22 protein-coding genes and 1 riboswitch are annotated in these 26,403 nt (G+C 39.8%); of the genes, 2 read left to right on the top strand and 20 right to left on the bottom strand.

The features are described from left to right. Positions 1-221 precede the first annotated feature (221 nt). Together ABH966_RS24420 and ABH966_RS24425 are read right to left on the bottom strand one after the other, a co-directional pair. The gene (locus ABH966_RS24420) at positions 222-1,076 is read right to left on the bottom strand and encodes a class II fructose-bisphosphate aldolase (RefSeq protein WP_370083032.1); all 855 of its coding nucleotides are present in this window, start codon (positions 1,074-1,076) and stop codon (positions 222-224) included. 732 nt (positions 1,077-1,808) lie between these two features. Next, a complete protein-coding gene (locus tag ABH966_RS24425) occupies positions 1,809-2,165 on the bottom strand; it encodes a response regulator (RefSeq protein ID WP_132360320.1) in 357 nt (118 codons plus the stop codon). A 155-nt stretch (positions 2,166-2,320) separates the two neighbouring features. Between ABH966_RS24425 and ABH966_RS24430 the strand changes: the two genes are divergently transcribed. Then, positions 2,321-2,851, top strand: a complete 531-nt coding sequence (locus ABH966_RS24430; RefSeq protein WP_370083034.1) for a DUF2529 family protein — start codon at positions 2,321-2,323, stop codon at positions 2,849-2,851. A gap of 105 nt (positions 2,852-2,956) precedes the next feature. On the opposite strand, the gene ABH966_RS24435 is transcribed toward ABH966_RS24430, so the two are convergent. The 6 genes from ABH966_RS24435 to ABH966_RS24460 form a co-directional block, all read right to left on the bottom strand. Further along, complete coding sequence (locus ABH966_RS24435; RefSeq protein ID WP_370083036.1) at positions 2,957-4,549, bottom strand: CTP synthase; 1,593 nt, start codon at positions 4,547-4,549, stop codon at positions 2,957-2,959. A gap of 567 nt (positions 4,550-5,116) precedes the next feature. Then, positions 5,117-5,653, bottom strand: a complete 537-nt coding sequence (rpoE, locus tag ABH966_RS24440; protein ID WP_370083038.1) for a DNA-directed RNA polymerase subunit delta — start codon at positions 5,651-5,653, stop codon at positions 5,117-5,119. Between the two features lie 151 nt (positions 5,654-5,804). Further along, positions 5,805-5,966 carry a hypothetical protein gene (locus ABH966_RS24445; RefSeq protein ID WP_370083040.1) on the bottom strand — a complete coding sequence of 54 codons (162 nt, stop codon included), beginning with the start codon at positions 5,964-5,966 and terminating at the stop codon, positions 5,805-5,807. 121 nt (positions 5,967-6,087) lie between these two features. Further along, the gene (gene icmF / locus ABH966_RS24450; protein WP_370083042.1) at positions 6,088-9,336 is read right to left on the bottom strand and encodes a fused isobutyryl-CoA mutase/GTPase IcmF; all 3,249 of its coding nucleotides are present in this window, start codon (positions 9,334-9,336) and stop codon (positions 6,088-6,090) included. Between the two features lie 310 nt (positions 9,337-9,646). Further along, positions 9,647-10,279, bottom strand: coding sequence for a TetR/AcrR family transcriptional regulator (locus ABH966_RS24455; RefSeq protein WP_323654254.1), 633 nt, complete (start codon positions 10,277-10,279; stop codon positions 9,647-9,649). A 3-nt stretch (positions 10,280-10,282) separates the two neighbouring features. After that, positions 10,283-11,419, bottom strand: a complete 1,137-nt coding sequence (locus tag ABH966_RS24460; RefSeq protein ID WP_370083044.1) for an acyl-CoA dehydrogenase — start codon at positions 11,417-11,419, stop codon at positions 10,283-10,285. A 44-nt stretch (positions 11,420-11,463) separates the two neighbouring features. On the opposite strand from ABH966_RS24460, the gene ABH966_RS24465 reads away from it, so the two are divergent. Next, entirely contained in the window at positions 11,464-11,667 is a 204-nt protein-coding gene (locus tag ABH966_RS24465) for a hypothetical protein (protein ID WP_370083046.1), read from the top strand. A 5-nt stretch (positions 11,668-11,672) separates the two neighbouring features. Here ABH966_RS24465 and ABH966_RS24470 read toward each other — a convergent pair whose 3' ends face one another. The 12 genes from ABH966_RS24470 to ABH966_RS24525 form a co-directional block, all read right to left on the bottom strand. Further along, positions 11,673-12,809: an acyl-CoA dehydrogenase gene (locus tag ABH966_RS24470; RefSeq protein WP_370083048.1), complete on the bottom strand. Its 1,137-nt coding sequence runs from the start codon at positions 12,807-12,809 to the stop codon at positions 11,673-11,675. Positions 12,810-12,878: 69 nt separating this feature from the next. Continuing rightward, positions 12,879-13,730 (bottom strand): 3-hydroxybutyryl-CoA dehydrogenase, encoded by an 852-nt coding sequence (locus tag ABH966_RS24475; protein ID WP_370083068.1) that lies wholly within the window; start codon positions 13,728-13,730, stop codon positions 12,879-12,881. Continuing rightward, a complete protein-coding gene (locus ABH966_RS24480) occupies positions 13,730-14,935 on the bottom strand; it encodes an acetyl-CoA C-acetyltransferase (RefSeq protein WP_370083050.1) in 1,206 nt (401 codons plus the stop codon). The genes ABH966_RS24475 and ABH966_RS24480 overlap by 1 nt, the downstream gene beginning before the upstream one ends. Positions 14,936-15,133: 198 nt before the next feature. Continuing rightward, complete coding sequence (locus ABH966_RS24485; RefSeq protein WP_370083052.1) at positions 15,134-17,356, bottom strand: heterodisulfide reductase-related iron-sulfur binding cluster; 2,223 nt, start codon at positions 17,354-17,356, stop codon at positions 15,134-15,136. Positions 17,357-17,820: 464 nt separating this feature from the next. Next, the gene (locus ABH966_RS24490; RefSeq protein WP_248717808.1) at positions 17,821-18,384 is read right to left on the bottom strand and encodes a cob(I)yrinic acid a,c-diamide adenosyltransferase; all 564 of its coding nucleotides are present in this window, start codon (positions 18,382-18,384) and stop codon (positions 17,821-17,823) included. Positions 18,385-18,552: 168 nt separating this feature from the next. Further along, complete coding sequence (locus tag ABH966_RS24495; protein WP_370083054.1) at positions 18,553-20,028, bottom strand: adenosylcobinamide amidohydrolase; 1,476 nt, start codon at positions 20,026-20,028, stop codon at positions 18,553-18,555. Next, positions 20,025-21,026, bottom strand: a complete 1,002-nt coding sequence (locus ABH966_RS24500; RefSeq protein ID WP_370083056.1) for a FecCD family ABC transporter permease — start codon at positions 21,024-21,026, stop codon at positions 20,025-20,027. The genes ABH966_RS24495 and ABH966_RS24500 overlap by 4 nt, the downstream gene beginning before the upstream one ends. Further along, complete coding sequence (locus ABH966_RS24505; RefSeq protein ID WP_370083058.1) at positions 21,023-21,988, bottom strand: ABC transporter substrate-binding protein; 966 nt, start codon at positions 21,986-21,988, stop codon at positions 21,023-21,025. Before ABH966_RS24505 ends, ABH966_RS24500 begins: the two co-directional genes overlap by 4 nt. 99 nt (positions 21,989-22,087) lie before the next feature. Then, positions 22,088-22,288, bottom strand: coding sequence for a hypothetical protein (locus ABH966_RS24510; RefSeq protein WP_370083060.1), 201 nt, complete (start codon positions 22,286-22,288; stop codon positions 22,088-22,090). Positions 22,289-22,316: 28 nt separating this feature from the next. Beyond that, positions 22,317-22,499: riboswitch (cobalamin riboswitch) on the bottom strand. A 76-nt stretch (positions 22,500-22,575) separates the two neighbouring features. Next, entirely contained in the window at positions 22,576-24,243 is a 1,668-nt protein-coding gene (locus tag ABH966_RS24515; protein WP_370083062.1) for an acyl-CoA dehydrogenase family protein, read from the bottom strand. A gap of 1 nt (position 24,244) precedes the next feature. Continuing rightward, positions 24,245-25,747: a class I adenylate-forming enzyme family protein gene (locus ABH966_RS24520; protein WP_370083064.1), complete on the bottom strand. Its 1,503-nt coding sequence runs from the start codon at positions 25,745-25,747 to the stop codon at positions 24,245-24,247. Then, positions 25,740-26,129: a MerR family transcriptional regulator gene (locus ABH966_RS24525; protein ID WP_370083066.1), complete on the bottom strand. Its 390-nt coding sequence runs from the start codon at positions 26,127-26,129 to the stop codon at positions 25,740-25,742. Before ABH966_RS24525 ends, ABH966_RS24520 begins: the two co-directional genes overlap by 8 nt. Positions 26,130-26,403: the final 274 nt, after the last annotated feature.

Here is a 26,403-nt window from a genome sequence, read left to right on the forward strand (position 1 = left end):
TGGGCGCTTTACTAGGGCCGTTCAGTTGAATCGGAAATCAACTATTATACATTACATTCGTTTTAACACAAATGCCATCCCCAACTTTTGGTGATGAACCCCCATATTTAAATTTTCGCCAAAAATTTATCATTTCAAAAACAAGAGAAGGTCGATAACAGCATCAACACTTCTCTTATTTTGTGTATTCATCTGATCTTTTGTACTTTTAGATACAAAAATTATGCTTTTTGCGCACTACCAAATTCACGGATTTTCCCGATAACTGTTGTTTTAATCGCTTCACGTGCTGGAGCAAGGAATTTACGAGGGTCATAAACAACTTTATCTTTATCAAGAACTTCACGGATTACTTTAGTAGCAGCAATTTGATTTTCAGTATTGACGTTAATTTTTGCTGTACCTAATGAAATTGAGCGTTGGATATCTTTTGTTGGAATTCCTGTACCACCATGTAATACTAATGGTAAATCTGCTAATTTAGAGATTTCTTCCATTTCTTTAAAACCTAAATTTGGTTCTCCTTTGTAAGGACCATGTACAGAGCCTAGTGCTGGCGCTAAGCAATCGATATCTGTTAACTCAACCATTTTACGGCATTCCTCTGGATCAGCGTACATAATACCACCGATAACGCCATCCTCGTCACCGCCTACTGTGCCAAGCTCCGCTTCAACAGAAACACCTTTCGCATGAGCGTACTCAACTACTTTTGAAGTAGTCGCAACATTTTCCTCGAATGGATGATGAGATGCATCAATCATAACCGAAGTAAATCCTGCATCAATTGCTTCTTTACATTTTTCAAAGCTTGAACCATGGTCAAGATGAATAGCTACAGGTACTGTAGTGCCATAAGATTCCATCAAACCTTTTACCATGTGTACAACGGAGATGAATCCGCCCATATATTTACCTGCGCCTTCAGAAACGCCTAGAATAACTGGAGATTTTTCTTCTTGTGCTGCTTGTAAAATTGCTTGAGTCCACTCAAGGTTGTTGATGTTGAACTGACCAACCGCATAACCTTCTGCTTTTGCTTTAATTAACATCTCTTTCATAGATACTAATGCCATACTAAAAATCCTCCTCTTAGGACTATTCTTTTACATAGATATGCTATTCAATCATAGCAAAAACAAAGTAACCTGAAAAGCATTTCAGGTTACTTTGTTTTCTGCACGAAAGCGAAGTGCAACGGAGCGACAGTGCCAACCGCAATGGAGTGCAACGGAACGAAGGTTTAGCCCCTGAAAAGCAGGGGCTGTTATTTTCTACACGAAAGCGAGCGACAGCGTCAAACCGCAGTACAGTGAAACGAAACGAAGGTTCTAGTTGCTGGGACAAAACTCGTCAAAACCTTAAAAAGCGCGAGAAATCAATTTAGAAACGTTGATTTCTTGTGCTTTTTTGATGTTAAATTTTGCGTAAAAAAATATGCTTATGTCATAAGCGGCGCAAATTATCAGTGCGGTCAGATAGTGTTGCATGAAGGTAGATGTCGATATTTTTCGAAAGTTGGGTGATAAATCGATAAAGTTGGGTGATAAACAATCAAAAGTTCTCGATAAATCTCAAAACTGCAGCTCATCGGACGCCCCAAGGAAGCTTTGCACTGTGCGAAAGCGTAGCGACAGCAACAACAACAACAACAACAACAACAAAGCGCCGAGTAGGAGCGGAAATTAAACCTCACGTTATGATGAGCCTTATATTTCGGAAGCAAAATGAATATGAAACGATAGAACATTACTTCAAATCGAATAATAACCATAAAAAACAGGCGGTGTTGACCACTGCCTGTTCATCTAAACTTTTAATGTTTTATTAACTTCATCTCGCACTTCAAAAATATCAAAAGGCTTAGTAAAATATCGAATTGCTCCTAAATCTAATGCCTCCTGTACAACGTCCAATTCACCATATGCAGTCATCATAAATACTGGGAGTTGTGGCCACTTCTCTTTTAAGCGCTTTAAAATTTCTATGCCATCCATCCCTGGAATTTTCATGTCTAATAGGACACAATCCATTTCCTCCTCAGCATATTTCAGTGCTTCCATACCATTTGCAGCTAAATATGTAACATAACCTTCCTTTTTCAACACTTCATTTAAAAGTAAACGAATTCCTGGTTGATCATCGACAATTAGTAATCGTTTCACATTCATTCCGCCCTTTTTGAGTTATTATTCTTACAGAAAAACTTCCTATATTATGTATTATTCTCCTTTAACCTCTTAATACCTTCTAGTATTATAAATTATCTGCTTTTGCTTTATGCTCTTTTCATACCTATAATATTGATTGAGGTGGGATCATGTCAAAAATTCTAACAACACAATTAAGTGGATTATTACAAAGAATAACACAAAATGAAGAGGAAGCTATTGAAGAAACAGCGCGATTACTTGCACAAGCGGGTATTGGTGAAGGCAATGTCTATTTCGCATGTTTTGGCGAAATGCAAGTTGTCGAATTAAATGCATGCCAAGCTGTGGAACGTTTTACGAAGTTAGTCCCTTGGACAAAAGATACAGTGATTACGGAAGCTGATCGTGTATGCATTTTTACACGTAGTGCACACGATGAGGATGCATTAGCCTTAGCACTGCAATTAAATAATCAGTTTATTCCATTTGCAGCAGTTGCTAGCGAAGTTGTTAATTCCGAAAACCCACTAGCAGATTTAGCGTATACGTATATTTCAACACGCATGCGCGGTGGTTTATTACCAAACGATTTAGGCAAGCGCATAGTCGTGCCACATGCTATTGCTGCCCTTTTTGTTTATGAAGCAGTAAAAATTGCGTATGATGAAATGCTTGGCCTTGATGACGAAGAGTTGTAATAATTCCATCATTTTCGCCTTTGCATAATTGACGCTGCCGCTGTCAAGCGCAGATTATGAAGAAAAAAAAGAGTTGTCTCAGCACTTGAGACAACTCTTTTTTCATTATTTGAATGTTGATCCGATAAAATCACGGAACAATGGCTGTGGACGGTTTGGACGTGATACCAATTCAGGGTGGAATTGACATGCTACGAAGAAATTATTTTCTGGTAACTCGATAATTTCCACTAATTTACCGTCAGGGCTTGTACCTGAGAAGACAAGACCTTCAGCTTCCATCGCTTCACGATATTCATTGTTAAATTCATAACGATGGCGGTGACGTTCATAAACAAGTTCTTGACCATAAGCTTGGATTGCCTTTGAGCCTTCTTTTAACTTACATGGATATAAACCTAAACGTAATGTACCACCGATGTCTACACTGTCGTTTTGATCTGGTAGGAAATCGATAATAGGATATTGCGTTTTTGGATCAAGCTCTGTAGAATGCGCTCCTTGTAAACCAAGTACGTTACGAGCAAATTCTACTGTTGCAAGTTGCATACCTAGGCAAATACCTAAGAATGGTACATTATTTTCACGAGCATATTGCGTCGCTAAAATTTTACCTTCAACTCCACGATCACCGAAGCCACCTGGAACTAAAATTGCATCAGCACCTTTTAATAATGAAACAACATTGTCAGCATCCACATGTTCTGCATTGATCCAATCAATCTCAATATCAGAATTAAATGCATAGCCTGCATGCTTTAATGCCTCTACAACAGAAATGTAAGCATCTTGTAGTTCTACATATTTACCTACTAATGCTACTTTTCGTTTATTTGGTAAGCTCTTCACTTTTGCTACAAGCTCGCGCCATTCTTCCATATCTGCCTCTGGTGCTTCAATGCCAAAATGGTCAAGCACGATATCATCAATATCTTGTGCATGAAGGTTTAGTGGTACTTCATATAAATGTTCTGCATCGCGAGATTCAATAATTTCGTGTGGCTGAACATCACAGAATAAAGCTAATTTTTCTTTCATATCCTGAGGCACTTCTTGCTCTGTGCGTACAACGATAATATTTGGTTGAATACCTAAAGAACGTAATTCTTTTACAGAATGCTGAGTTGGTTTTGTTTTTAGCTCACCTGCAGCTTTAATATAAGGAATAAGCGTACAGTGAACATACATCACATTGTTATGACCTAAATTCGTTTTCATTTGACGAATTGCTTCAAGGAATGGCAATGACTCAATATCTCCAACTGTTCCGCCTACTTCTGTAATAACTACGTCTGCATTAGTTTCGCGACCAGCTCGTTGAATACGATCTTTGATCTCATTTGTAATGTGAGGAATTACTTGTACTGTTCCACCGTTGTATTCACCGCGGCGTTCTTTTTGTAATACAGATTGATAAACACGTCCTGATGTTACTGTAGAATGTTTTCCTAGGTTAATATCAATGAAACGTTCGTAGTGACCTAAGTCTAAGTCAGCTTCTGCGCCATCATCTGTTACGAAAACCTCACCATGTTGATAAGGACTCATTGTACCTGGGTCAATATTGATATATGGGTCAAATTTTTGAATCGTTACTTCTAATCCGCGATTTTTTAATAAACGACCTAGAGATGCTGCTACAATCCCTTTTCCAAGTGAAGAAACAACCCCACCTGTTACAAAAATATACTTCGTCATGAAAAAATTCCTCCTTTTGTTGTTCTAGAAATTACTAGTAAGAAAAGTGCATTCACGTCCTAAGCTAAGTAATCTTGAGCATTAATGCAAATGTCTCTACGGCCTAAGAAATTGATATTTCTTATCCCTAAAATAAGAAAAGCCGAGAATGCCTACAAAATTGTAGTCGATTCGAAGCTGTAATCGTTTCTATCTCTTTTCTACTTTCCTTTTAAAAAATCCATCCTAACATATACTCAGTCACCGATTAATATACATCATGAATAATTTAGAGCATTTATATTCATTCCGTAGCTATAAACATGGGAGAACTTGACTGAATATAGTTAAAAAAATAAAAAAACGCTCCTCCTGCATAGGTTTGCAGGGGAAGCGTATTACATACACGGTCTTTCTCCTTTAATTAAGGAGCCCAAGTAAAAGATTAAACGGAACCGCGATAGAAGTCAAGATTTTTTACTACACGGATAAAAGAAAGAAAATTTCAAAGAGTAATTATCATCAATTATGCCTCAGCATAATTGCATCCGGAATCGGCTTATTTCAGCGGTTGTTTGCTGAAATAAGTTAGATTTCGTCCTCTTCTTCAAATTCCTCTTCATCTTCATCAGTAAAGTCCTCGTCGATTTCTTCATCGATTTCCTCTATATCTTCTTCATCAAAATCGATATCTTCTTTATCTTCTTCTTCTTCATCTAGATCATCATCTTCTTCAACGAATTCTTCATAATCTTCATCGAAGTCAATATCTTCTTCCTCTATATCTTCATCTAAATCATCTTCTTCAACGGCAGCTTTAGATTTTTTCTTATGAGTTTTAACAGAAGGAGCTGTTTCTTCTTCAATCTGTTCAACTTTATACCATTCACGTAAGCCCCAGCCAGTTTCCTGATTAAATAAGAAGCGGCCATCTACATTTAAATCTGTGTAAAATTGTAGTAGGCGAGCTTTCATTTCTTCATCACTATAGCCTACAAGCTCTTGAATAATTGTTAATAAGTCATTAAAAGACACTGAGGCACGTTTTTCATTTAAAATTGCATACGCTAAGTTAATTAACGACTCTTCCGTTAATTGTTCTTTTGTCATTTCACGAAAATTCATTCGTGCACTTCCTTTCCCTCATCACATTGGACGTTTTAAAATTTATATAGCTTTATTGTCGGAGCGCAGCAAAAAAGGCCGCACAAAAGTAACTTTCCATATCATAAGCATAATACCCATTATATACAAAGTTTTATCCTCTTTGCTAGCTTCAATTACTGTTTTTTATATCACGCATTTTTTTTATCCCTAAGTAAAACAAATAGAAAGATAATATAAGTAAAGGAACAGCGCCAAATTGCTTATCATACAGGAAAATAACTCCTACCACCAAAGCCAAAATAATGATGTAGTTAATTGTTGATTTCATCATTCTACTGCGCCTCCCCTTTTTTTTACATTTCTTATTATAACGGAAATAAAAAGAAGTGCCTAATCCTAAGACTAGACACTTAAAACTTCACAAACATTTTGCACAAACAAAATACTACGAATTACATATTACGACGATATTGTCCGCCAACCTCATATAAAGCATTTGTGATCTGCCCTAAGCTAGCGACTTTTACGGTTTCCATAAGCTCCGCGAAAATATTACCGTTGTTTACAGCTACTTGTTGTAAACGGGCAAGGGCCGCTTCGTTCTCACCTTCATGTTGCTTCCAGAAGGCATGTAAATTATGAATTTGCGTCTCTTTTTCTTCCGTCGAGGCACGCGCAATTTCCATATTGTTAATTTCATCTTCTGAAGGTGGGTTCGGATTTAAGTATGTGTTCACACCAATGATTGGTAACTCACCTGAATGCTTTAGCATCTCGTAGTGCATGGATTCCTCTTGAATTTTACCACGTTGATATTGTGTTTCCATTGCACCTAGCACGCCACCACGATCATTGATACGATCAAACTCTTCTAGTACCGCTTCTTCTACAAGATCTGTTAACTCTTCTACGATAAACGCTCCTTGTAATGGATTTTCGTTTTTCGCTAAGCCATGTTCCTTCGTAATAATCATTTGAATAGCCATTGCACGACGTACAGATTCTTCCGTAGGCGTTGTAATGGCCTCATCATATGCATTTGTATGCAATGAATTACAGTTATCCTGTAATGCCATTAACGCCTGTAACGTTGTGCGGATATCATTAAAATCAATCTCCTGTGCATGCAAACTGCGTCCAGATGTTTGGATATGATATTTTAATTTTTGTGCTCGTTCATTGGCGCCGTACTTATCACGCATGACAACTGCCCAAATGCGACGGGCTACACGTCCAATAACTGTGTACTCTGGATCAAGTCCGTTAGAGAAGAAGAATGATAGATTTGGCGCAAAGTCGTCAATATTCATTCCTCGGCTTAAATAATATTCCACATACGTGAAGCCATTTGCTAATGTGAAGGCCAATTGTGATATTGGGTTCGCACCAGCTTCAGCAATATGGTAACCAGAAATAGATACTGAGTAATAATTACGAACTTTATGATCGATAAAGTATTGCTGAATATCTCCCATCATTCGTAACGCAAACTCTGTTGAGAAAATACATGTATTTTGCCCTTGGTCTTCTTTTAAAATATCTGCTTGCACGGTTCCACGTACAACCTGTAATGTCTTCTCACGTGTCTCCGTAAATTCTTCAACTGTTAAAGGTCGACCAAGTTCTTCCTCACGTAGTTTCACTTGCTGATCAATAGCCGTATTCATGAACATCGCCAAAATAACCGGTGCTGGACCGTTAATTGTCATTGATACTGAAGTTGATGGCGCACATAAATCAAAACCTGCATAAAGCTTTTTCATATCCTCTAGCGTACAAATAGATACACCCGATTCTCCAACTTTCCCATAAATATCTGGTCGGTAATCAGGATCCTCACCATAAAGTGTTACCGAATCAAATGCTGTTGATAATCGTTTTGCATCATCATCCTTCGATAAATAATGGAATCGTTTATTCGTACGCTCAGGCGTGCCTTCACCAGCAAATTGTCGCTTCGGATCTTCACCTTCACGTTTAAATTGGAATACCCCCGCTGTATAAGGGAATTCACCAGGTACATTTTCTCTATAAACCCAGCGTAAAATTTCACCATAATCTACGAATTTTGGTAAAGCAACTTTAGGTATTTTTATACCAGAAAGGCTTACTGTCTTTAAAATTGTTCGAATTTCTTTATCACGAACTTTCGTGACAAATTCGTCTCCTGCATACGCTTCTTTTAAAGCATGCCAATTGTCTAATATTCGTTTAGACTCAGCTGTTAATTCATCTCTAACACCTTCCGCTAAAGAAGTGAGAGATGCGATAAGTGCATCATTTGGCGCTTTTTCCTTAACCGCTGCAATAGCTCCCTCTAATTGGAATAGACGGCGAGCAAATTCCACCTGTTGCTCTGATTTTTTATGATAGCCACGCACAGTATCTGTCAGTTCTCGTAAATAATAACGACGATCGTTTGGAATGATAACATCTTGCTTTTGAGTTTTCGCAAATTGCTCATAGCCTGTTTCCCAATTACTACCTGTCTTCGTATTAATGATATTGACTAATGCAGCAAATAAAGCATTCGTTCCTTTATCATTAAATTGACTGGCAATCGTACCGTACACAGGCATAGTATCAATCGATTCATCCCAAAGCTCTCGTGAACGTTGATATTGCTTCTGCACTTGACGTAATGCATCCTCAGAACCTTTGCGTTCAAATTTATTGATAGCGATTACATCCGCAAAATCGATCATGTCAATTTTTTCAAGCTGAGTTGGAGCACCAAACTCACTTGTCATCACATACATGGATAGATCAGTGTATTTTGTAATTTCCGCATCACCCTGACCAATACCACTTGTTTCTACAATGATTAAATCATAACCCGCTACACGCGTTACATCTAGCACATCCCCAATGGAAGCAGTAAGTTCTGTACGAGATCCACGGGTTGCTAAACTACGCATATATACGCGATTATTGAAAATCGCATTCATACGAATTCGGTCACCAAGTAAAGCCCCACCTGTCTTTTGCTTTGTCGGATCGACAGAAAGAATAGCTACGCGTTTATCCGGAAACTCCTTCAAGAAGCGGCGAATTAATTCATCTGTTAAGGAAGATTTACCCGCACCACCTGTTCCAGTAATGCCCAATATAGGCGTCCCTTTTGAGCGTTTGCGAGCTTCCGCTAGCATCTTTTTCGTTTCTTCATCATCATTTGACTCAGCAGCAGTTAATAAATTTGCTAAAATTTCAGGTGTTTCTGTGGATAGAGCATCCAGCTTTTCTTGATAGCTACCTATAGCAGTCGGGAAATCAGTTCCTTTAATTTTCTCATTAATCATCCCTTGTAAACCTAAAACACGCCCATCCTCTGGTGAGAAAATCCCTGCAATCCCGTAAGCATGTAGCTCTTTAATTTCACGTGGTAAAATAACACCACCGCCACCACCATAAATTTTAATATGTGGCGCCCCTTTTTCACGCAGCAAATCATACATATATTTAAAGTATTCCATATGCCCGCCTTGATAAGAAGATACCGCAATACCTTGAGCATCCTCTTGAATCGCAGCATTTACGACTTCTTCCACGGAGCGGTTATGTCCTAAATGGATTACCTCTACACCGCTTGATTGTAAAATACGTCGCATAATGTTAACCGAAGCATCATGTCCATCAAAAAGACTCGATGCTGTTACAAAACGTACGTGATTTTTTGGACGATATACTTCTACCTTTGTCATATGAAATCCCCACTTTCTCCCCTTAATGTTCTTTATCGACTCATCATCATAAAGTGTGGTTGATTTCCGTTCCGACTGGGCGCTTTCCTGGGGGCGTCCGATGAGCCGCTTCACTCGCACCGCTCGCTCCAGGGTCTCATCTGTGACGCTGATCCCCAAGGAGTCGCCCAGTCTCCACTTCAATCAACTAATTTACATGACATACATTTTTAACAAATATCATCCCCAACTTTGGTGATGAGCCTCATAAAAAAGCCGGTAATTGCAATGTCGCTCTATGCAATTACCGACAACCCCTTTACGGAACTTATTAGAACCCCTTTATGCCCGAAATAAACAATGTTATTTGCATTTCAATAAATTCGTCAATAGAGTGCTGACGATGGAGCGCCCATTTACGGAATGCCCAGCTTTGTCCAGAAACGACTAAGTTATTTGCTGCCAAGTGAATTTGTTGATCCGTCATCGTTATTTCACCTGACTGCACACAGCGTTGTAGTAATCGCTCAAAAGTACCTACCATTTCAAACTCTTTACTAAATACATAACGTTGTGCTTCTTTTGATAATGATTTAGTTTCCTGATACATGATTGTCAGCTCATCAACCATACTATCAATTTGCAAGAAATACTCTCGAATCATTTCCTTTAACTCTTCTATAGTTCCTGCCTTAATCTCATAACTTGAAAGTCGCTCCATCGCATGGTGATAAATACTATCACATACAAGGTAAAGGACATCTTCCTTAGTACGAATATATTCATATAATGTTCCGATACTAAAGCCTGCAGCTTTTGCGATTTCTCTCGTGGTAGCACGATGAAAACCTTTTTCTTTAAATAATTTAATGGCTCCCTCTATCATTTGTTCTCGACGAATGGCGATGAGATTTTCATCTTTTACCGTTGACTGTACTTGGGGTCTTTTATCTCTTTCTGTCATACGTTATTTTGTCAACATACGAGAGATAACAAGTCGTTGAATCTCTTGTGTACCTTCATAAATTTGTGTGATTTTTGCATCACGCATGAAGCGCTCAACTGGATAATCTTTCGTATAGCCATATCCACCAAAGACTTGAATCGCCTCAGTCGTTACATTCATCGCAGTATCGCCAGCCATTAATTTTGCCATTGCAGATGCCTTACCATAAGGTAGACCATTTGATTCCAACCAGGCCGCTTGGTATGTAAGCAGTCGAGATGCTTCAATTTGAGTTGCCATATCCGCTAGTTTAAAGGAGACACCTTGGTTAGCAGTAATCGGCTTACCAAATTGCACACGCTCTTTACCGTATTCAACAGCTGCATCTAACGCACCTTGTGCAATCCCTACAGCTTGTGCCGCAATACCATTACGTCCTCCATCAAGTGTTGTCATCGCAATTTTGAAGCCTTCTCCCTCAGCTCCAAGCATGTTTTCTTTCGGAACGCGACAGTTATCAAAAATAATTTCAGTTGTAGGAGATGAACGAATTCCTAGTTTTTTCTCCTTCTTTCCTACCGAGAAGCCTTCATAGCCAGCTTCAACGATAAAAGCGGTTGTGCCATGTTTAGCTTCTGGGTCTGTTACTGCAAATACAACATATGTATCTGCTACTCCACCATTGGTAATGAAAATCTTCGAGCCGTTTAAAATATAATCATCGCCATCACGTTTTGCATAAGTTTTCATGCCTCCAGCATCAGAACCTGATCCTGGCTCCGTTAAGCCATATGCACCGATATGTTTACCTTCTGCCATCGGACGAAGATATTTTTGTTTTTGTTCTTCATTACCGAATTTATAGATCGGCCAACCCGCAAGCGAAGTATGTGCTGATAAAGTTACCCCTGTTGACGCACATACACGTGATAATTCTTCTACAGCAATGACATACGCAAGATAATCAAAGCCTGCACCGCCGTATTCTTCTGGCCATGGAATACCTGTTAAGCCTAGCTCCGCCATTTTATCAAAAATTGCACGGTCAAACTCTTCGTTCTCGTCACGTTCAGCTGCTGTTGGTGCTACTTCATTAATAGCAAAATCACGAATCATTTCGCGTAATTGCTCATGCTCTTCTGATAATTGAAAGTTCATTGTCCATTTCCCCTTTTTCGTTAGACTCTGTTAGTGCTATATTGTTGATTTCAATTTTTGATAATGTTTCTGGATTATTGCTTCGAGAAACCGAGCAAATCTTTTTGTTACCTGAGCGATTCATTGCTTTACCTGAGCAGTTCTTCGGGTTACTCGAGCGATTTATTGCTTTACCTGATCAGATTTCCGGGTTACCCGAGCGATTTATTTTAGCAATCGACATCATCCTTGAAAAATCAACATTGTAAAGACCTTATTTAAGTAAATGTTTACTAATGACTAGCTTTTGAATTTCACTTGTACCCTCGTATATTTCTGTCACCTTTGCATCTCGGAAATAACGCTCTACGGGATAGTCTTTTGTATAGCCATAGCCACCAAAAATTTGGATAGCGTCTATTGCTGTTTGCACTGCCGTACGAGAGGCAAAAAGTTTTGCCGTCGAGGCCTCGGCTCCACACGGTAACCCTTTTGTGCGTAAATCCGCTGCCCGATAAACTAATAATTTCGCTGCTTCTACAGCAGTCGCCATATCAGCAAGCTTGAAGCCAACCCCTTGTTGCGCTGCAATAGGCTTTCCAAATTGAACACGTTCTTTGGCATAGGCAGTAGCTGCCTCTAGCGTTGCTTCAGCAATGCCTAGAGCTTGTGCTGCGATTCCAATACGTCCAACATCTAAGTTGGCCATTGCAATTTTAAAGCCTTCCCCTTCCTCCCCAAGAAGGTTCGTAGCTGGAATGCGACAGTTGTCGAATGTTAGTTGAACTGTACGTGAGCCGTGTAGACCCATTTTATGTTCATCTTTCCCTATGATTAAGCCAGGTGTTCCTTTTTCAACTATAAATGCTGAAATACCGCGTGTTTTTTCAGCAGGATTCGTTGAGGCAAAGACAATATAAACATCTGCTTCTCCGCCGTTTGTAATAAACACCTTGGAGCCGTTGATGACATATTCATCTCCATCTCGCACCGCTTTAGATTGTAAAGAGCCAGCGTCAGAACCAGCGCTAGGCTCCGTTAAACAAAATGCCCCTAAATATTCACCTGCAGCAAGCTTTGGAACATAACGTTTCTTTTGTTCATCGTTGCCGAAATAAATAATGGGATTTGTTCCAACCGAAGTATGCACAGATAAAATAACCCCCATTACCGCGCTAACCTTCGACAGTTCATTGATAGCAATTATGTACGATGTAAAATCCATCGCTGAGCCGCCTAATTCCTCAGGCGTCGTGATCCCCATTAAACCTAATTCTCCCATTTGTGCAAGGAGTTCGCGTGGAAACTCTCCTGCCTCCATACGTTCTACCCACGGTTCGATTTTATTCTGAGCGAAATTCCGAACCATATCACGCATCATTATTTGTTCATCTGTAAATTGTAAATGCATCTATAATGTCACCCCTGTACGTTGTCCCGTAGCATTACACTTCGTTTGAATCGTCCCATCCCCATAGGATTATTCGTAAACGTAAAATCCTCTTCCAGATTTTTTACCTAGCCATCCTGCTGCCACATATTTACGAAGCAATGGACAAGGTCTATATTTACTATCACCTAAGCCCTCATGTAAAATCTCCATGATGGATAGACATGTATCAAGACCAATGAAATCTGCTAATGTTAATGGCCCCATCGGATGATTCATTCCGAGCTTCATCACATCATCAATAGCTTCCTTCGATGCTACACCCTCATACAATGCGTAGATCGCTTCATTAATCATTGGTAATAAAATACGATTTGAAATAAAGCCTGGGAAGTCATTTACTTCCACTGGCGTTTTCGATAATTTTACTGTCATTTCTTCAACCGCTTTGTAGACTTCATCACTCGTAGCTAACCCTCTAATAATTTCTACAAGCTTCATAACAGGTACCGGATTCATAAAGTGCATACCAATCACTTGCTCTGGACGATTTGTGACAGCTGCAATTTCCGTAATTGGTAAAGATGATGTATTCGTAGCTAAAATGGCATGTGCCGGTGCAATCTGATCAATTTGCTTAAAGATGGATTGCTTTACTTCCATATTTTCCACTGCTGCCTCGATGATAATATCTACGTCACTAGCATCCTCTAAATCTAGTGACATATTAATACGACCTAGAATGGCCGCCTTCTCATCCTCAGTTTTACGACCCTTTTCGACATCACGTGTCAGGTTTTTCGTAATGACTCCTAAACCACGTTCGAAAAATTCTTGCTTCATGTCGTTCAGTTTGACGTCATAACCAGCTTGTGCACAAACTTGTGCAATGCCGGAGCCCATTTGCCCAGCACCAATAACCATTACTTTTTGAATTCCCATCATTCATGTCCCCCTGTTTTCGGTACTTCAATCATAACCGCATCGCCTTGCCCTCCACCTGAGCAGATAGCAGCAATTCCGATACCACCGCCACGGCGCTTTAATTCATGAGCAAGTGTTAAAATAATGCGTGCTCCAGATGCTCCGATTGGATGACCTAATGCAACTGCACCACCGTTAACATTGACCTTTTCAGCATCTAAATCCGCCAATTGTTTGCTGACAAGTGCTACTGCTGCAAATGCTTCATTGATTTCGATCAAATCAATGTCAGCTAATGATTTCCCCGTCTTTTTCAGTAATTTGTTAATGACAAGCCCTGGTGTTTGCGGGAAGCTCTCTGGCTCAATAGCAATCTCTTCATGGCCGATAATAACTGCAAGTGGCTCTCTGCCTTCACGAGTTGCACGTTCTTCACTCATTACTACTAAGGCACATGCACCATCGTTAACACCAGGTGCATTACCTGCTGTAATTGTTCCATCCTTGTCAAAGGCTGGTTTGAGTTTTGCAAGTACCTCCATTGATGTACCAGCTCTTGGTGCCTCGTCTGTATCGACTTGAAGCGGTTCTCCCTTACGTTGTGGAATTTCCACAGGCACAATTTCTTCAGCAAAGTAACCTTTTTCAATTGCTGCAAGTGCACGTTCATGACTGCGAACTGACCAAGCATCCTGCTCCTCACGGCTTAACGAATATTCTTTCGCCGTTGTATTACCGTAGCTTCCCATATGCGGCCTTGCCTTATTAAAGGCACATGTTAAGCCATCATATAGCATGCCATCCACCATCGTTGAGTCGCCCATGCGTAAGCCAGTTCGACCATTTTGTAAATAATACGGTGCATTGGACATGGACTCCATGCCACCAGCGATCATTACTTCTTCGTCCCCTAATCGAATTAGCTGATCTGCTAGTGTTACAGCACGCATCCCTGACGCACAAACTTTGTTAATCGTTTCTGTTTTTACCGCTATTGGTAAATTTGCTTTGATTGCAGCCTGCCTTGAAGGAATTTGGCCCTGTCCCCCTTGTAAAACGGAGCCTAAAATTACTTCATCCACTTCATCAGGCGAAAGATTCGCTTTCTCAAGTGCCCCTTTTATGGCGATTGCACCTAAATCACTTGCACTTAATGCTGATAGTGAACCTCCAAACTTACCAAATGCAGTTCTTGCTCCTGCTAAAATTACAGCTCTATTCAAGTAAAACACCCCTTTTGTTTTACGTTCTAGAAGAAGTATTAGAGCGTCTACGTTGACTGAACGCTCGCTCGACCTCTTGCGATGAAAAATGGGAGTTTATTGATCAACTCCCATCTCCATTTAATCTTATTCTACAAAACAATTATTTATTGTGCAATTTATATTTTTCAGATAACAGAAATATTTCTACAATAACTATCATTTTTCTGCGTTAGCCTCTGTATTCTTGTCTTGTTCGACACTGTCCACTGAAGCTACCACTTCTTCAACCATTACATCCGCTGCTTCTTCAACAGATTCTTCGACAGCTTTCACTTTTTCACCAAATACAGAACGCTCTAATAGTTCTGCAACATCGAATGTACCGATTGAATCCTCAACCTCTTTTGCCTTTGTTCCATCCTCAAGCATTGTTAAGCAGTAAGGACATCCAGAAGAGATAACAGATGCATCAGTTGCTAAAGCTTGTTCTGTTCGTGCTACGTTAATACGGTTGCCGACATGCTCTTCCATCCACATTAAACCGCCACCTGCACCACAGCACATTGCCGTTTCACGATTACGCTCCATTTCCACAAGCTTAACACCTGGGATACCACGTAATATCTCGCGTGGTGCATCATAAACATCGTTATAACGACCTAAATAACAAGAATCGTGGAAAACAATCGTTTCATGAACTTCATAATTTAACGCTAGACGATTTTCTTCAATCAATTGATTCAATAATTCAGTATGGTGGTAGACCTCGCCCTGCCAGCCAAAGTCTTGGTATTCATTTTTAAAGATATTGTATGCGTGCGGGTCAATCGTAACGATTTTCTTCACATCGTTTTTCTCAAATTCATCGATATTTGCTGTTGCCAGCTCTTGGAATAAGAACTCATTTCCTAAACGACGAGGAGTGTCCCCTGAGTTTTTCTCTTTATTTCCTAAAATCGCAAACTTCACGCCCGCCTCGTTTAATAAACGACAGAAAGCTAATGCAATTTTTTGCGAGCGGTTATCAAATGCACCCATTGAACCTACCCAGAATAAATATTCCATTTCCTCGCCTGATTTTTTCAGCTCTTTCACTGTTGGAATATGAATTGTTGGATCTAGGTCACGCCAATTTTCTTTTTCTTTACGGTTTAAGCCCCAAGGATTACCTTGACGCTCGATATTTGTCATCGCGCGTTGTGCATCAGGGTTTACTTTCCCTTCAGTCATTGTTAAGTAACGACGTAAATCAATAATTTTATCGACATGTTCGTTCATAACAGGACATTGATCCTCACAGTTACGGCAAGTTGTACATGCCCAAATCTCTGATTCTGTAATAACATCGCCAATTAAAGAAGGGCTGTAGATATCTTCAATGACTGCCCCCTCAGCACCAGCTGCGATCGCTAGCTGATTCCCCTTTGTGTTAGCAAAGAATTGATAAGGAACCCATGGCTTTTGCTTTGTCTCAACAGCACCTGTAAATGTTAAATGATCACGTAGCTTCACGATTAAATCCATCGGTGATAGCATTTTTCCTGTACCTGACGCTGGACACATATTTGTACAGCGTCCGCACTCTACACAAGAATATAAATCGAGCATTTGTTTTTGTGTAAAGTCTTGAATACGTCCAACACCAATTGCTGGAATATCCTCTTCATCTTCAGCATTTTCTAATGCTTCAAAGTCGATTGGTGTTAAAGTACCTGTACGATCCAAACGGTTCATATACACATTAATCGGGCTTACAATCAAGTGGAAGTGCTTCGATTGTGGTACATACACTAAGAATGTCAAAAGAGTTAGTAAGTGCACCCACCACATTACAAAGAAAACAACAGCCGCTGCTGATGCTGGTAAGAAACTAAAAATAGCGGCAATGCTAGAAGCAACTGGCTCTGTATAAGTTAGTTCTTCACCATGCCAAATTATTCCCATACCATTTGCAAGTAATGTGGATACCATTAACCCACCAATGAAAATTAGGACAAGACCATTTTTCCAGCCTCGTTTTAGACGTACTAGCTTTTCTACATAGCGTCGGTAAAATGCCCACACAACCGCCACTAAAATCATTAATACTACAAGCTCTTGGAAGAATGTAAACACACTGTAGAAAACGCCAAGCGGTAAATGTGATCCAGGTGCTAACCCCTTCCAAATTAAATCAATGGCACCAAGCTGCACCATCAAAAATCCATAGAAGAACATGACGTGAATTAAACCACTCTTTGGATCTTTTAATAGCTTGTTTTGGCCAAGTACATTGACCATAAGATAACGAACTCGTTCTTTAACACTTTCATCAAACTCAACCTTTTTCCCCAATTGCACAAACTTATAGCGTGTTTTTAACAGATAGAAAAACAATCCTACTGCATAAAGCACAACCACGACTGTTAGAACAATGTTTGCAATTACTAATGGACTCATGGTTGGTCCCCCCTTTAGTTTGTCGTAAGTTTCTCTCTTTGTGGTAAATTTGCTAGCTCATACGTAAATGTACGTCATTCCATCATTATATTCCCATTCTAATAAATGAGTGAGCATTCAGTCAACATAAAACGGAAATATTTCTGATAATTTTATATTCTTACATTTTACAAGAAAAAAAGCCACCTTGAATTTTTCAGAGTGACTATTTTTCTTATTATTTACAAATATAACTTCTCACCATAACGTGGGATGATTTCCGTTCTAATTGAAATTATTCCGATAAAAACTGAAATTGTTCCGATAAAACGAGAAAACATTCCGATAAAAGCTAAAATTGTTCCGATAAAGTGAGATTTTGTTCCGATAAATCTCCAAAGTATTTATATAAAAATGAATTATAGTCGGAACGGAAATCAACCCCATGTATTGCTAACGAGCGTAATTTGTCTATAAATAGCAGACTATTTTTTAAAGACATTGCCGCTTCGAATATACTCAACATCTGCGACATTCAATCTAAAATTAACAACACGTGCTGCTGCAAATAAATAGTCAGATAGACGGTTTAAATATTTTTGTACAATTGTCGGTACGTCTTCGATTTCCTTCATAAGCGTTACCATTTGACGCTCTGCTCGACGTGCTACTGTGCGAGCAATGTGTAATGTTGCAGCTGCTGGTGCACCACCTGGGAGAATAAAGCGCTGTAACGGCGGTGCTTCATCTGACAATGCATCAATACGCGTTTCCAACACTTCAATTGGCTGCTCTGTCAGCTTATAATGACGTTCCTTCATGACGTTAGCAAGGTCGCCACCCGCATCAAAAAGCTCATGTTGAATCGTTTCTAAATCAATTAAAATATCCTTGAATAACTCACGATCTAATTCACTAACTGCCTTACCAATAAAAGAATTTAATTCATCGATGGCCCCATATGTTTCAACGCGTAAGCTATCTTTATCAACGCGTCCACCGATAAGACTTGTTTTCCCTGTATCGCCTGTTTTCGTGTAAAGCTTCATTTCTCTCATCTCCTAGAATTATTTTATCAATTTCGCCTTGGCGTAATTGTTGCTGTCGCTACGTTAGCACTACGCTTTCGCACAGATAAACAATGCGTTCGGATTTTGAATTGTGCCCTCACAATTCATTCCCTTGAAAATCCGTGACATCCGCCGGAGGCATTATCTTCATTCAGCAGAGGTTTCTGCTGAATGAAGATAATTTTCTATTGCCTGCACAGTTGTTTCAAAAACACCTTTACCGATAATCTTACCTACATCAGTAATGGGGCCTCCGTACAGCATTTCTTCCCCTTTTTGTGTAGCTGCTATCAATAAACTATCTGTAGCAGTACCTGTCGCAATTGTACCACTAAGCTCATCACGAATATTTTCCGATTGCAATGCCTTTGTTTTCGCCTCGGTAGCCGTCATCATTGCTTGGAAAAACGCTTCTTCTGATAAACAACCATTAACAATAACCCACGTATTTATTGTACCAATATGTGGTTCATCTTGTCTTTCATGTGTACGAGACACATCAACAGCATTGCCAACTCCGGCCGTAACTGCAACAAGTACGCTGCCAAAGGAAGCTTTAAATTCATTAATAGCTACAAGATTTGTTGGGACAGCTGTTAACATGACGACGGTACTTGTAGATGAAAAATGCTCTTTTAGTAAAAATCCAGCAACCTCTTTCTTTACATCACTAATGACATAATCTATTGGTACAGAGCGATTTAACAGACAATCATACCAACCGATACCCGGATTATGGACAGCTGAGGACACTGTTTTTAACGGAAACTCTGATTGAAGCTTAATATAACGATCTGTAATAGTGAAATTTTCTTTTGTAATGACAGCACGCTGCTGATGTTCAACTGAGGCTGGCATCATTGTAATTTGAGGCTTTGGAATTTCTGGATGTGCATAAGTTGCAACTCTGGCATGATAAACATCTTCGATTTGCGAAGCGATTAATACTTCATGTGGCGCCCCCAATGCTCGCATCCGACCTTCCTCCATTAGTAATAATTCATCACAATAGAGGGAGGCTAAATTCATATCATGTAGTACCATAATAACGGTCAAACCACTTTCAATTGCTTCTTTTCGCACCATATCTAAAATTTGGCGTTGATGAGCAATATCTAGATGGTTCGTTGGTTCATCTAGCAGCAATATTTCCGCGGTTTGTGCAAGAGCTTGAGCTACAAATACCCTTTGCTGTTCACCGCCCGACAAAAATTCCAACGGTGTCTGTTCATAGCGTTTCACACCAGTTTGCATCATGGCATGTTGTACTGCTTGTTCATCGCGATCAGACCAGCTTGAAAAGAAGCCTGTTTGATGTGGATAACGCCCAAGTGATACTGCCTCCCGTACACTGTTTGAAAAGGCATTAGCGTGTAATTGTGGAAGCACCGCCATTTTTTTTGCTAATGCACGAGCATTGTAAGAGCTACTATTTTTGCCATCTACTAATATAGTGCCTGCAGTTGCTGGTAGTATGCCACTTATTACTTTTAACAGTGTGGATTTCCCGCTACCATTCGGCCCTAAAATCCCTAGTATTTTGCCTTTTTCAACGGAAAAACTTATATCCTGGACGATCGGTACGTCTTCATAGCCGCCGGAAAGATGTTCAACAACAATCATGCCCGTACCCCCTTGCTTCTACGTTGCTTATAAAAAATATAGGAAAAAACGGGCGCCCCAATAAATGCAGTAATGACACCAATCGGTAGCTCTCTTGGCATAATAATTGTTCGTGCTATTAAATCACAAATAATCAGCAAAGTTGCCCCATTTAAAAATGATAATGGCAATAAATGACGGTGATCAGAACCCCAAACCATTCTCGTCATATGAGGAACAACTAAACCAACAAAGCCAATCGTTCCAGAAACAGCTACCGCAGCTCCCGTCAACATGGATCCACCCACTAAAATAATATATTTACTGCGCTTAACATTGACACCTAAATGCTGCGCGCGTTCTTCACCATATAACAGAACATTTAACTCGCGTCTTTGTGTCCAAAGCATAATTGAGCCAATTATGACAAACGGAATAATCATCTGAACATATGGCCAACCACGCATCGATACTGAGCCTAGCAACCATCCGATTACTTGGCGTAGCTCTTCACCAGACAATGCAATCATTAATGAAATCAAAGAACCTAAAAATGAACTAAATATAACCCCTGTTAAAATAAGAGTTTCCATTTTTAGCGAGCGGTCTACTATTCTAGCAAAGCCCATAACAGCTACCATCGTTAATATGGCACCTATCATACTAAAGGTCGGCAATGTAAAATGGCCTACTACAGGTATTGATATACTAAAAAAAATTGTCATAACTGCGCCAACTGATGCACCAGAGGAAACACCTAATGTATAAGGATCAGCCAAAGGATTTTTTAATAAGCCCTGAAAAGCTGCCCCTGCAATTGCAAGTGACGCCCCTACAAGCCCTGCCAGCAGGACTCGGGGTAATCGAATTTTCCATAAAATATTGGCGGCTGTTTCATCAGCCGCCTTATTCCACAACACTTCTAGTGGAATATGAACTGAGCCTATCGCCACACCACACCAGATGCTAATGGTTAGAAGCGTAATTGCTGTTACATAGGCTACAATTGTTTTACTCATTTAAACGCCTCAGGGTAGACAGCTTTTGCTAGTTCCTCAAGACCATCTGCTAATCGAGGACCTTGACGACTTATCATATTTTCATCTACTTGTACTATGGCTTTATTTTTTACGGCAGAGATTGTCTCAAAGCCTGCACGTTGTGGAATTTTCGTTAAAATTTCAGGTACATAATTATATGCCACAACAATGACATCTGGATTTTTCGCGATAATTTTTTCAGCATCGATTTGATACCAGTCATTTACATCTGCTGCCACATTTTCAGCATGAATCATTTCTAGCATTTCATTCATAAATGTACCTTTACCAGCTGTATAAATCTGTGGCTCATCAGACGATTCTACAAAGACTTTCTTCGGCTCAACACCGTCAAGTTTTGTTTCAACTTCTTTAACTTTTGCCTTCATATTTGCAACAATTTTTTTAGCTTCTTCTAGTTTTCCTGTTGCACGACCAAGCTGTTCAATCGTTGTGTAAGTTTCATTAAAGTTTTTTGCATCCGCTACAACAAATACTTTCACACCTACCGCCTCAAGCTGTTCAATGGCTCCTTTTGAATAACTCATACCTGACGCATGCGTAAAAACGATATCTGGCGATAAAGCAATAATTTTTTCAATATTATAATCCATACCGCCAACCTTTTCTTTTTTAGTAACCTCTGGTGGATAATCGTCATTATCGGTCACGCCAACTATTTCATTATTTAAGCCAAGGCCAAATAATATTTCTGTGTTACTCGGAATGAGTGAGACAATTTTTTCAGGAGGTGCCTCTAGCGTAATATCCTTGCCAGTAGCATCCTTTATCGTCATTGGGAATGTTGCTTGATCTACTTTTGCAGTCTCTTGTTGCTCAGAAGATGACGGCTTTTCATTTGTCGCCTCTTTTGTATTACATGCAGCAAGTAAGCCCATAGCTAAAAATGCTGATAACCCTATTTTCCAAATTTTCTTCATGTGAATCCTCCTTAGTCTATTTGTGCGTATAGTTTTTATTGTTTTTCTGATTGATCGATACATTTTAGTTTTTGATCGCCTAACATTGTGGGGTTATCGTCAACATTGCGAACTTCCAGCCAACATTTTGAGTTTATCACCTAACATTGTGAATTTATCACCCAACTTTTTGAGTTTATCGCCTAACATTGTGAATTTATCGCCCATGTTTTCAAATTTATCGACATTCATCTTCCAAAACAAATACCCCTCATCATAAAATAATGAGGGGGTCAAATTTGCACAAAAATACATATACAAAATCCACCATCCTATCCTCGTAGGCTACAACGTGTTTTCTATAAAGGCAGGTCTCCTGGCTCGTGCTCCATACGCTTTTTCAAGCCTTCCCGAAATTTTCAGTGGCGCAGATTGAAAAAACTCACACATACAGTGGCGGGACCGCATCGGAATTACACCGATTTCCCTTTTCACTTTACTTAAGTAAAGAACCTTTATAATATTCAGTTGATTGTATTATACATGAAAATGAAAGAAGTCGCCTCCATTCGAGACGACTTCTAAACAAATCAATATACTAAAAGAAGTTAAACGATATCTGAAAAATACTGTACCGTTTTCATTGGTGCACCCATTTCTCGCAATGCCCATGTGTGCTCTAAATAAATATCTGCTAGCTTCTCATATTTGCCACCGAATCTTTGTGCCCATTCGACTGCTACCACACTTTCATATAAATGCGCCATTTTCTCTGCGACCTTTTTTGCTTCAAACGTTTTTGTTGCATCATCTAAACGGCTAAATGTTTGCAAAGTTGATTCTAGTTTTGCTAATTGATCCACGACAATTTCAACTAATGGACTGGCAACTAGTTTTTCTAGACGTTCTTCCATGACACGAACAAACATTTCGTGCGCATGAAACTTATCAACTAAACGAATGAGCTCTAAAGCTAAAATATTCGCAGTCCCTTCCCACACAGTAAGTACCTGTGCATCTCTTAATAACCGAGGTGTAACAAAATCTTCAATATAGCCGTTTCCGCCATGTAATTCAATGGCTTCACTAGCATAATGTACAGCTTGCTCTGCCGTTTCTTTTTTCATGATAGCAATATACAAGCGGTTTAAAATAATGTCTTCTTTATTCCCCTGCCCACTAGTTACTTTATCGTAAAGCTGAATAAGATCAAAAACCGTGGCAACTTCTACATGAAGCTTGGCAGCGAATTTCCCTAGTGTATCCTGAATCATAGGATATTGCGTTAAAGGTTTACCAAAGGCATGACGATTTGTCACATAATACTTCGCCTCTAAATATCCGCGGCGCATAATGCCGATAGAAGCAACCGCATTGCAAATTCTTGATAAATTAAGTGCCTCCAGCATATAATAAATTCCTTTATTCGGATCACCAACAACATATGCTAGCGCACCATCAAATTCCACCTCACCAGAAGGCACTGCTCTAACGCCAAGTTTATCCTTTAAACGCCGAATGCGGAGATTATTAACTGTGCCATCCTCATTTCGCCACGGAACTGCAAATAATGTTAAGCCCTTTGAGCCTACCTGAGCCCCTTTCATGCGCGCCAATACCATAGTTACTCCACACATTCCTGCGTTTGATGCAAAATATTTTTCCCCATATAAGCGATACTGATTGCCGTCCTGTCTTGCCTCCACAACATTCGCCCCAACATCAGAGCCACCTTGACGCTCCGTTAAAAATGTAGCCCCCTCATATAGCTCTGTATCTCCTGTTGCACAAACATGTGGTAAAAAGCGCTCCTTTACCTCATCACTCGCATAATGATCAAGGAGATAAGCCGTTGCCATTGTTAAAGTAACAGGACAGTAAAAGCCTGGCTCAGCATGTGATAGTATATAGCCTTGAGCAAAGCTATACACATAATTTCCCTTCCTACCTAATTGCGGAATATCCTTATGCACATAGCCAACTATGCCGGTATTGTACGTTTCTTCTATTGTTTTTTTATAGCCATCATTAACCCAAACCTCTGACACTTCTTCACCATAGGCATTATACCTTTGTAATCGAGGTTCACCCTCTCGATCCGTATGTTTGGCTCTCACATCAATATCTCCAGCACAAAGCTCACCAAAATCTGTTAACTCACGTTTTGCATAGTCCACAAACTCTTTATCTAGCATCATTTCTAAAACTTTATGAAGTGTATCATTATCGTTAAAAAAATTTGTTGTTTTCATTTCTTCCCGCTGTAAAACCTTCATGCTATCTCACCTCTTGTCCCTTCAAGGATTGTTTTAGTATTTTGCCCGATGCATTTCGTGGTAACGCTTCCACACGTTCAAAGATGCGTGGAATTTTATATTTAGCAAGATGCTCCTCCAAATAAGCTTTCAGTTCATCCTCGTCAATTTCCGTTTTAGCGGCATAAACGGCCTTCACCGTTTCTCCCCACTCCGGATGCGGTACACCTATTACTGCCACTTCAAAAATCCCCTCATAGCTCAACATACTATCTTCAATTTCTTTCGGATAAATATTCACACCGCCTGACAAAATGACATCCTTTTTACGATCGACAATCCAAATATAGCCGTCCTCATCTAAGCGAGCTAAGTCACCTGTTTTCAGCCAGCCATCTATAAATGCAGCCTTTGTTGCCATATCATCCTTGTAATAGCCCAGCATATTACCCTCACCGAATATCACAATTTCTCCTACTTCACCAACACTGACATCTTCTCCATTGTCGTTAATAATACGCAGCTCCGCCCCAAGCGGTGCACGCCTACCAACGCTCCCTGCCTTCGTTGCATGCTCTTCGCCAAACAATATTGAACCGTTTGGACCAGCCTCTGTTAGGCCATAAACACAAGTTAAGTTTTCTGTTCTGAAAGCTTCTTGTAAATGGCGGACTTCGTTTTGTGATAACGGCGCTCCGCCATAAGACCACCATTTCATCGATGATAAATCAGCTGTTTGCAATCTTGGCATTTGAGCGGTTAACAAATACGCGACAGGTGCGCCGAAGAAATGCGTTGTCCGTTCCCGCTCGATTGAATCTATCAATAAATCAGGCGTAAATGTTGGCGTTAGCACATTTGTCGAGCCTACAAATACTCCTGCCATTAAAAATAAATGTAATGGGGCTGAATGCGTCAACGGCATCATAAGAAGAATCCGACTTTCTGGCTTTACTTCCATTTCTACTGCAATCATTTGCGCTACAGTTAAAATATTGCGATAGCTAAACAATACTCCCTTTGGTTTTCCCGTTGTACCCGAGGTATATAAAATCGTAGAAACATCATCTTCATTCAACTGGCAATCAATTGTTTGACTGCTTGCATGTTGAATAAGTGATTCATAGATTAGCCAATCAGCCTGCTCTTGACCTGTTTTGATTTTTAAAGGAACAACCGTGATGTTTTCAACTGCTGCAAAAATCGCCTCATGCACTAGAATAGCTTTAGCATCAGCATGCTGCGCTACATACTCAACCTCTTGCAGCGTAAATTTCGCATTTACTGGAACAACAATAGCTCCAATACGCTGAATAGCAAAATAGCTAACAACAAACTCTACAACATTTGGCATAAAAATGATCACTTTATCGCCTTGCCAGACCCCCTGCTCTAACAAAGCATGACTAAGACGTGTCACTTGCTCATCTAAATCACGATAAGTCACACGTCTGCCCTGACAAACAACAGCTTCACTCATAGGGTACTTTCGCGCATTACGTGCTAACAAATTCGAACTATTCATCATGCATCTCTCCCTTTAAAGTCGCTAATTTTTCTGTAAATATGCCTTGTAATTGCTGTAACTCCTTTTTCATCTGTACAAGCTCTGCAATTTTGCCATCAATTTCTTGCATTTTTTGCTCCCCATATTCGACCGTACGCTCCAACTGCTGAATGCCCGTGCGATCATAATCAAACAGCAATACCATTTCCTTGATCTCCTCAGGTGAAAAACCGTATCGCTTTCCTCGGAAAATAAGCTTAAGCTTCGCTAATTCTTTTTTTGAAAAGGTTCGCTGATTAGTAGATGATCGATTAGGATTAAGCAGCCCAAGTTCCTCATAATAACGAATGGTCCGTGTTGAAACATTAAACTGCTTAGCCACTTCTTGAATCGTCTTCAACATCATCTCCCCCTTCCGTTTTCCATCAGTATACCATTGACGCTAACGTAAACTACAACAAGATTTCTGAATTTTGGAGAAAATACTTACTTTAAGTAGATGAATCGATTTATTTCGGGTGCTGTTTGTCAGTTTGGCTGTTGTATCCGTCGGGGCGGCTGTTCTTTCCGTCGTTTAGCGGGGCTTTCCGTCGCTTTGGCGATTCATTCCGTCACTTTGACTGTTCTATCCGTCACTTCTGCTTCTATCCGTCGATTCGTCTGTTGCTTCCGTC

The sequence above is a fragment of the Lysinibacillus sp. RC46 genome (assembly GCF_041262385.1).
Lineage (GTDB): Bacteria > Bacillota > Bacilli > Bacillales_A > Planococcaceae > Lysinibacillus.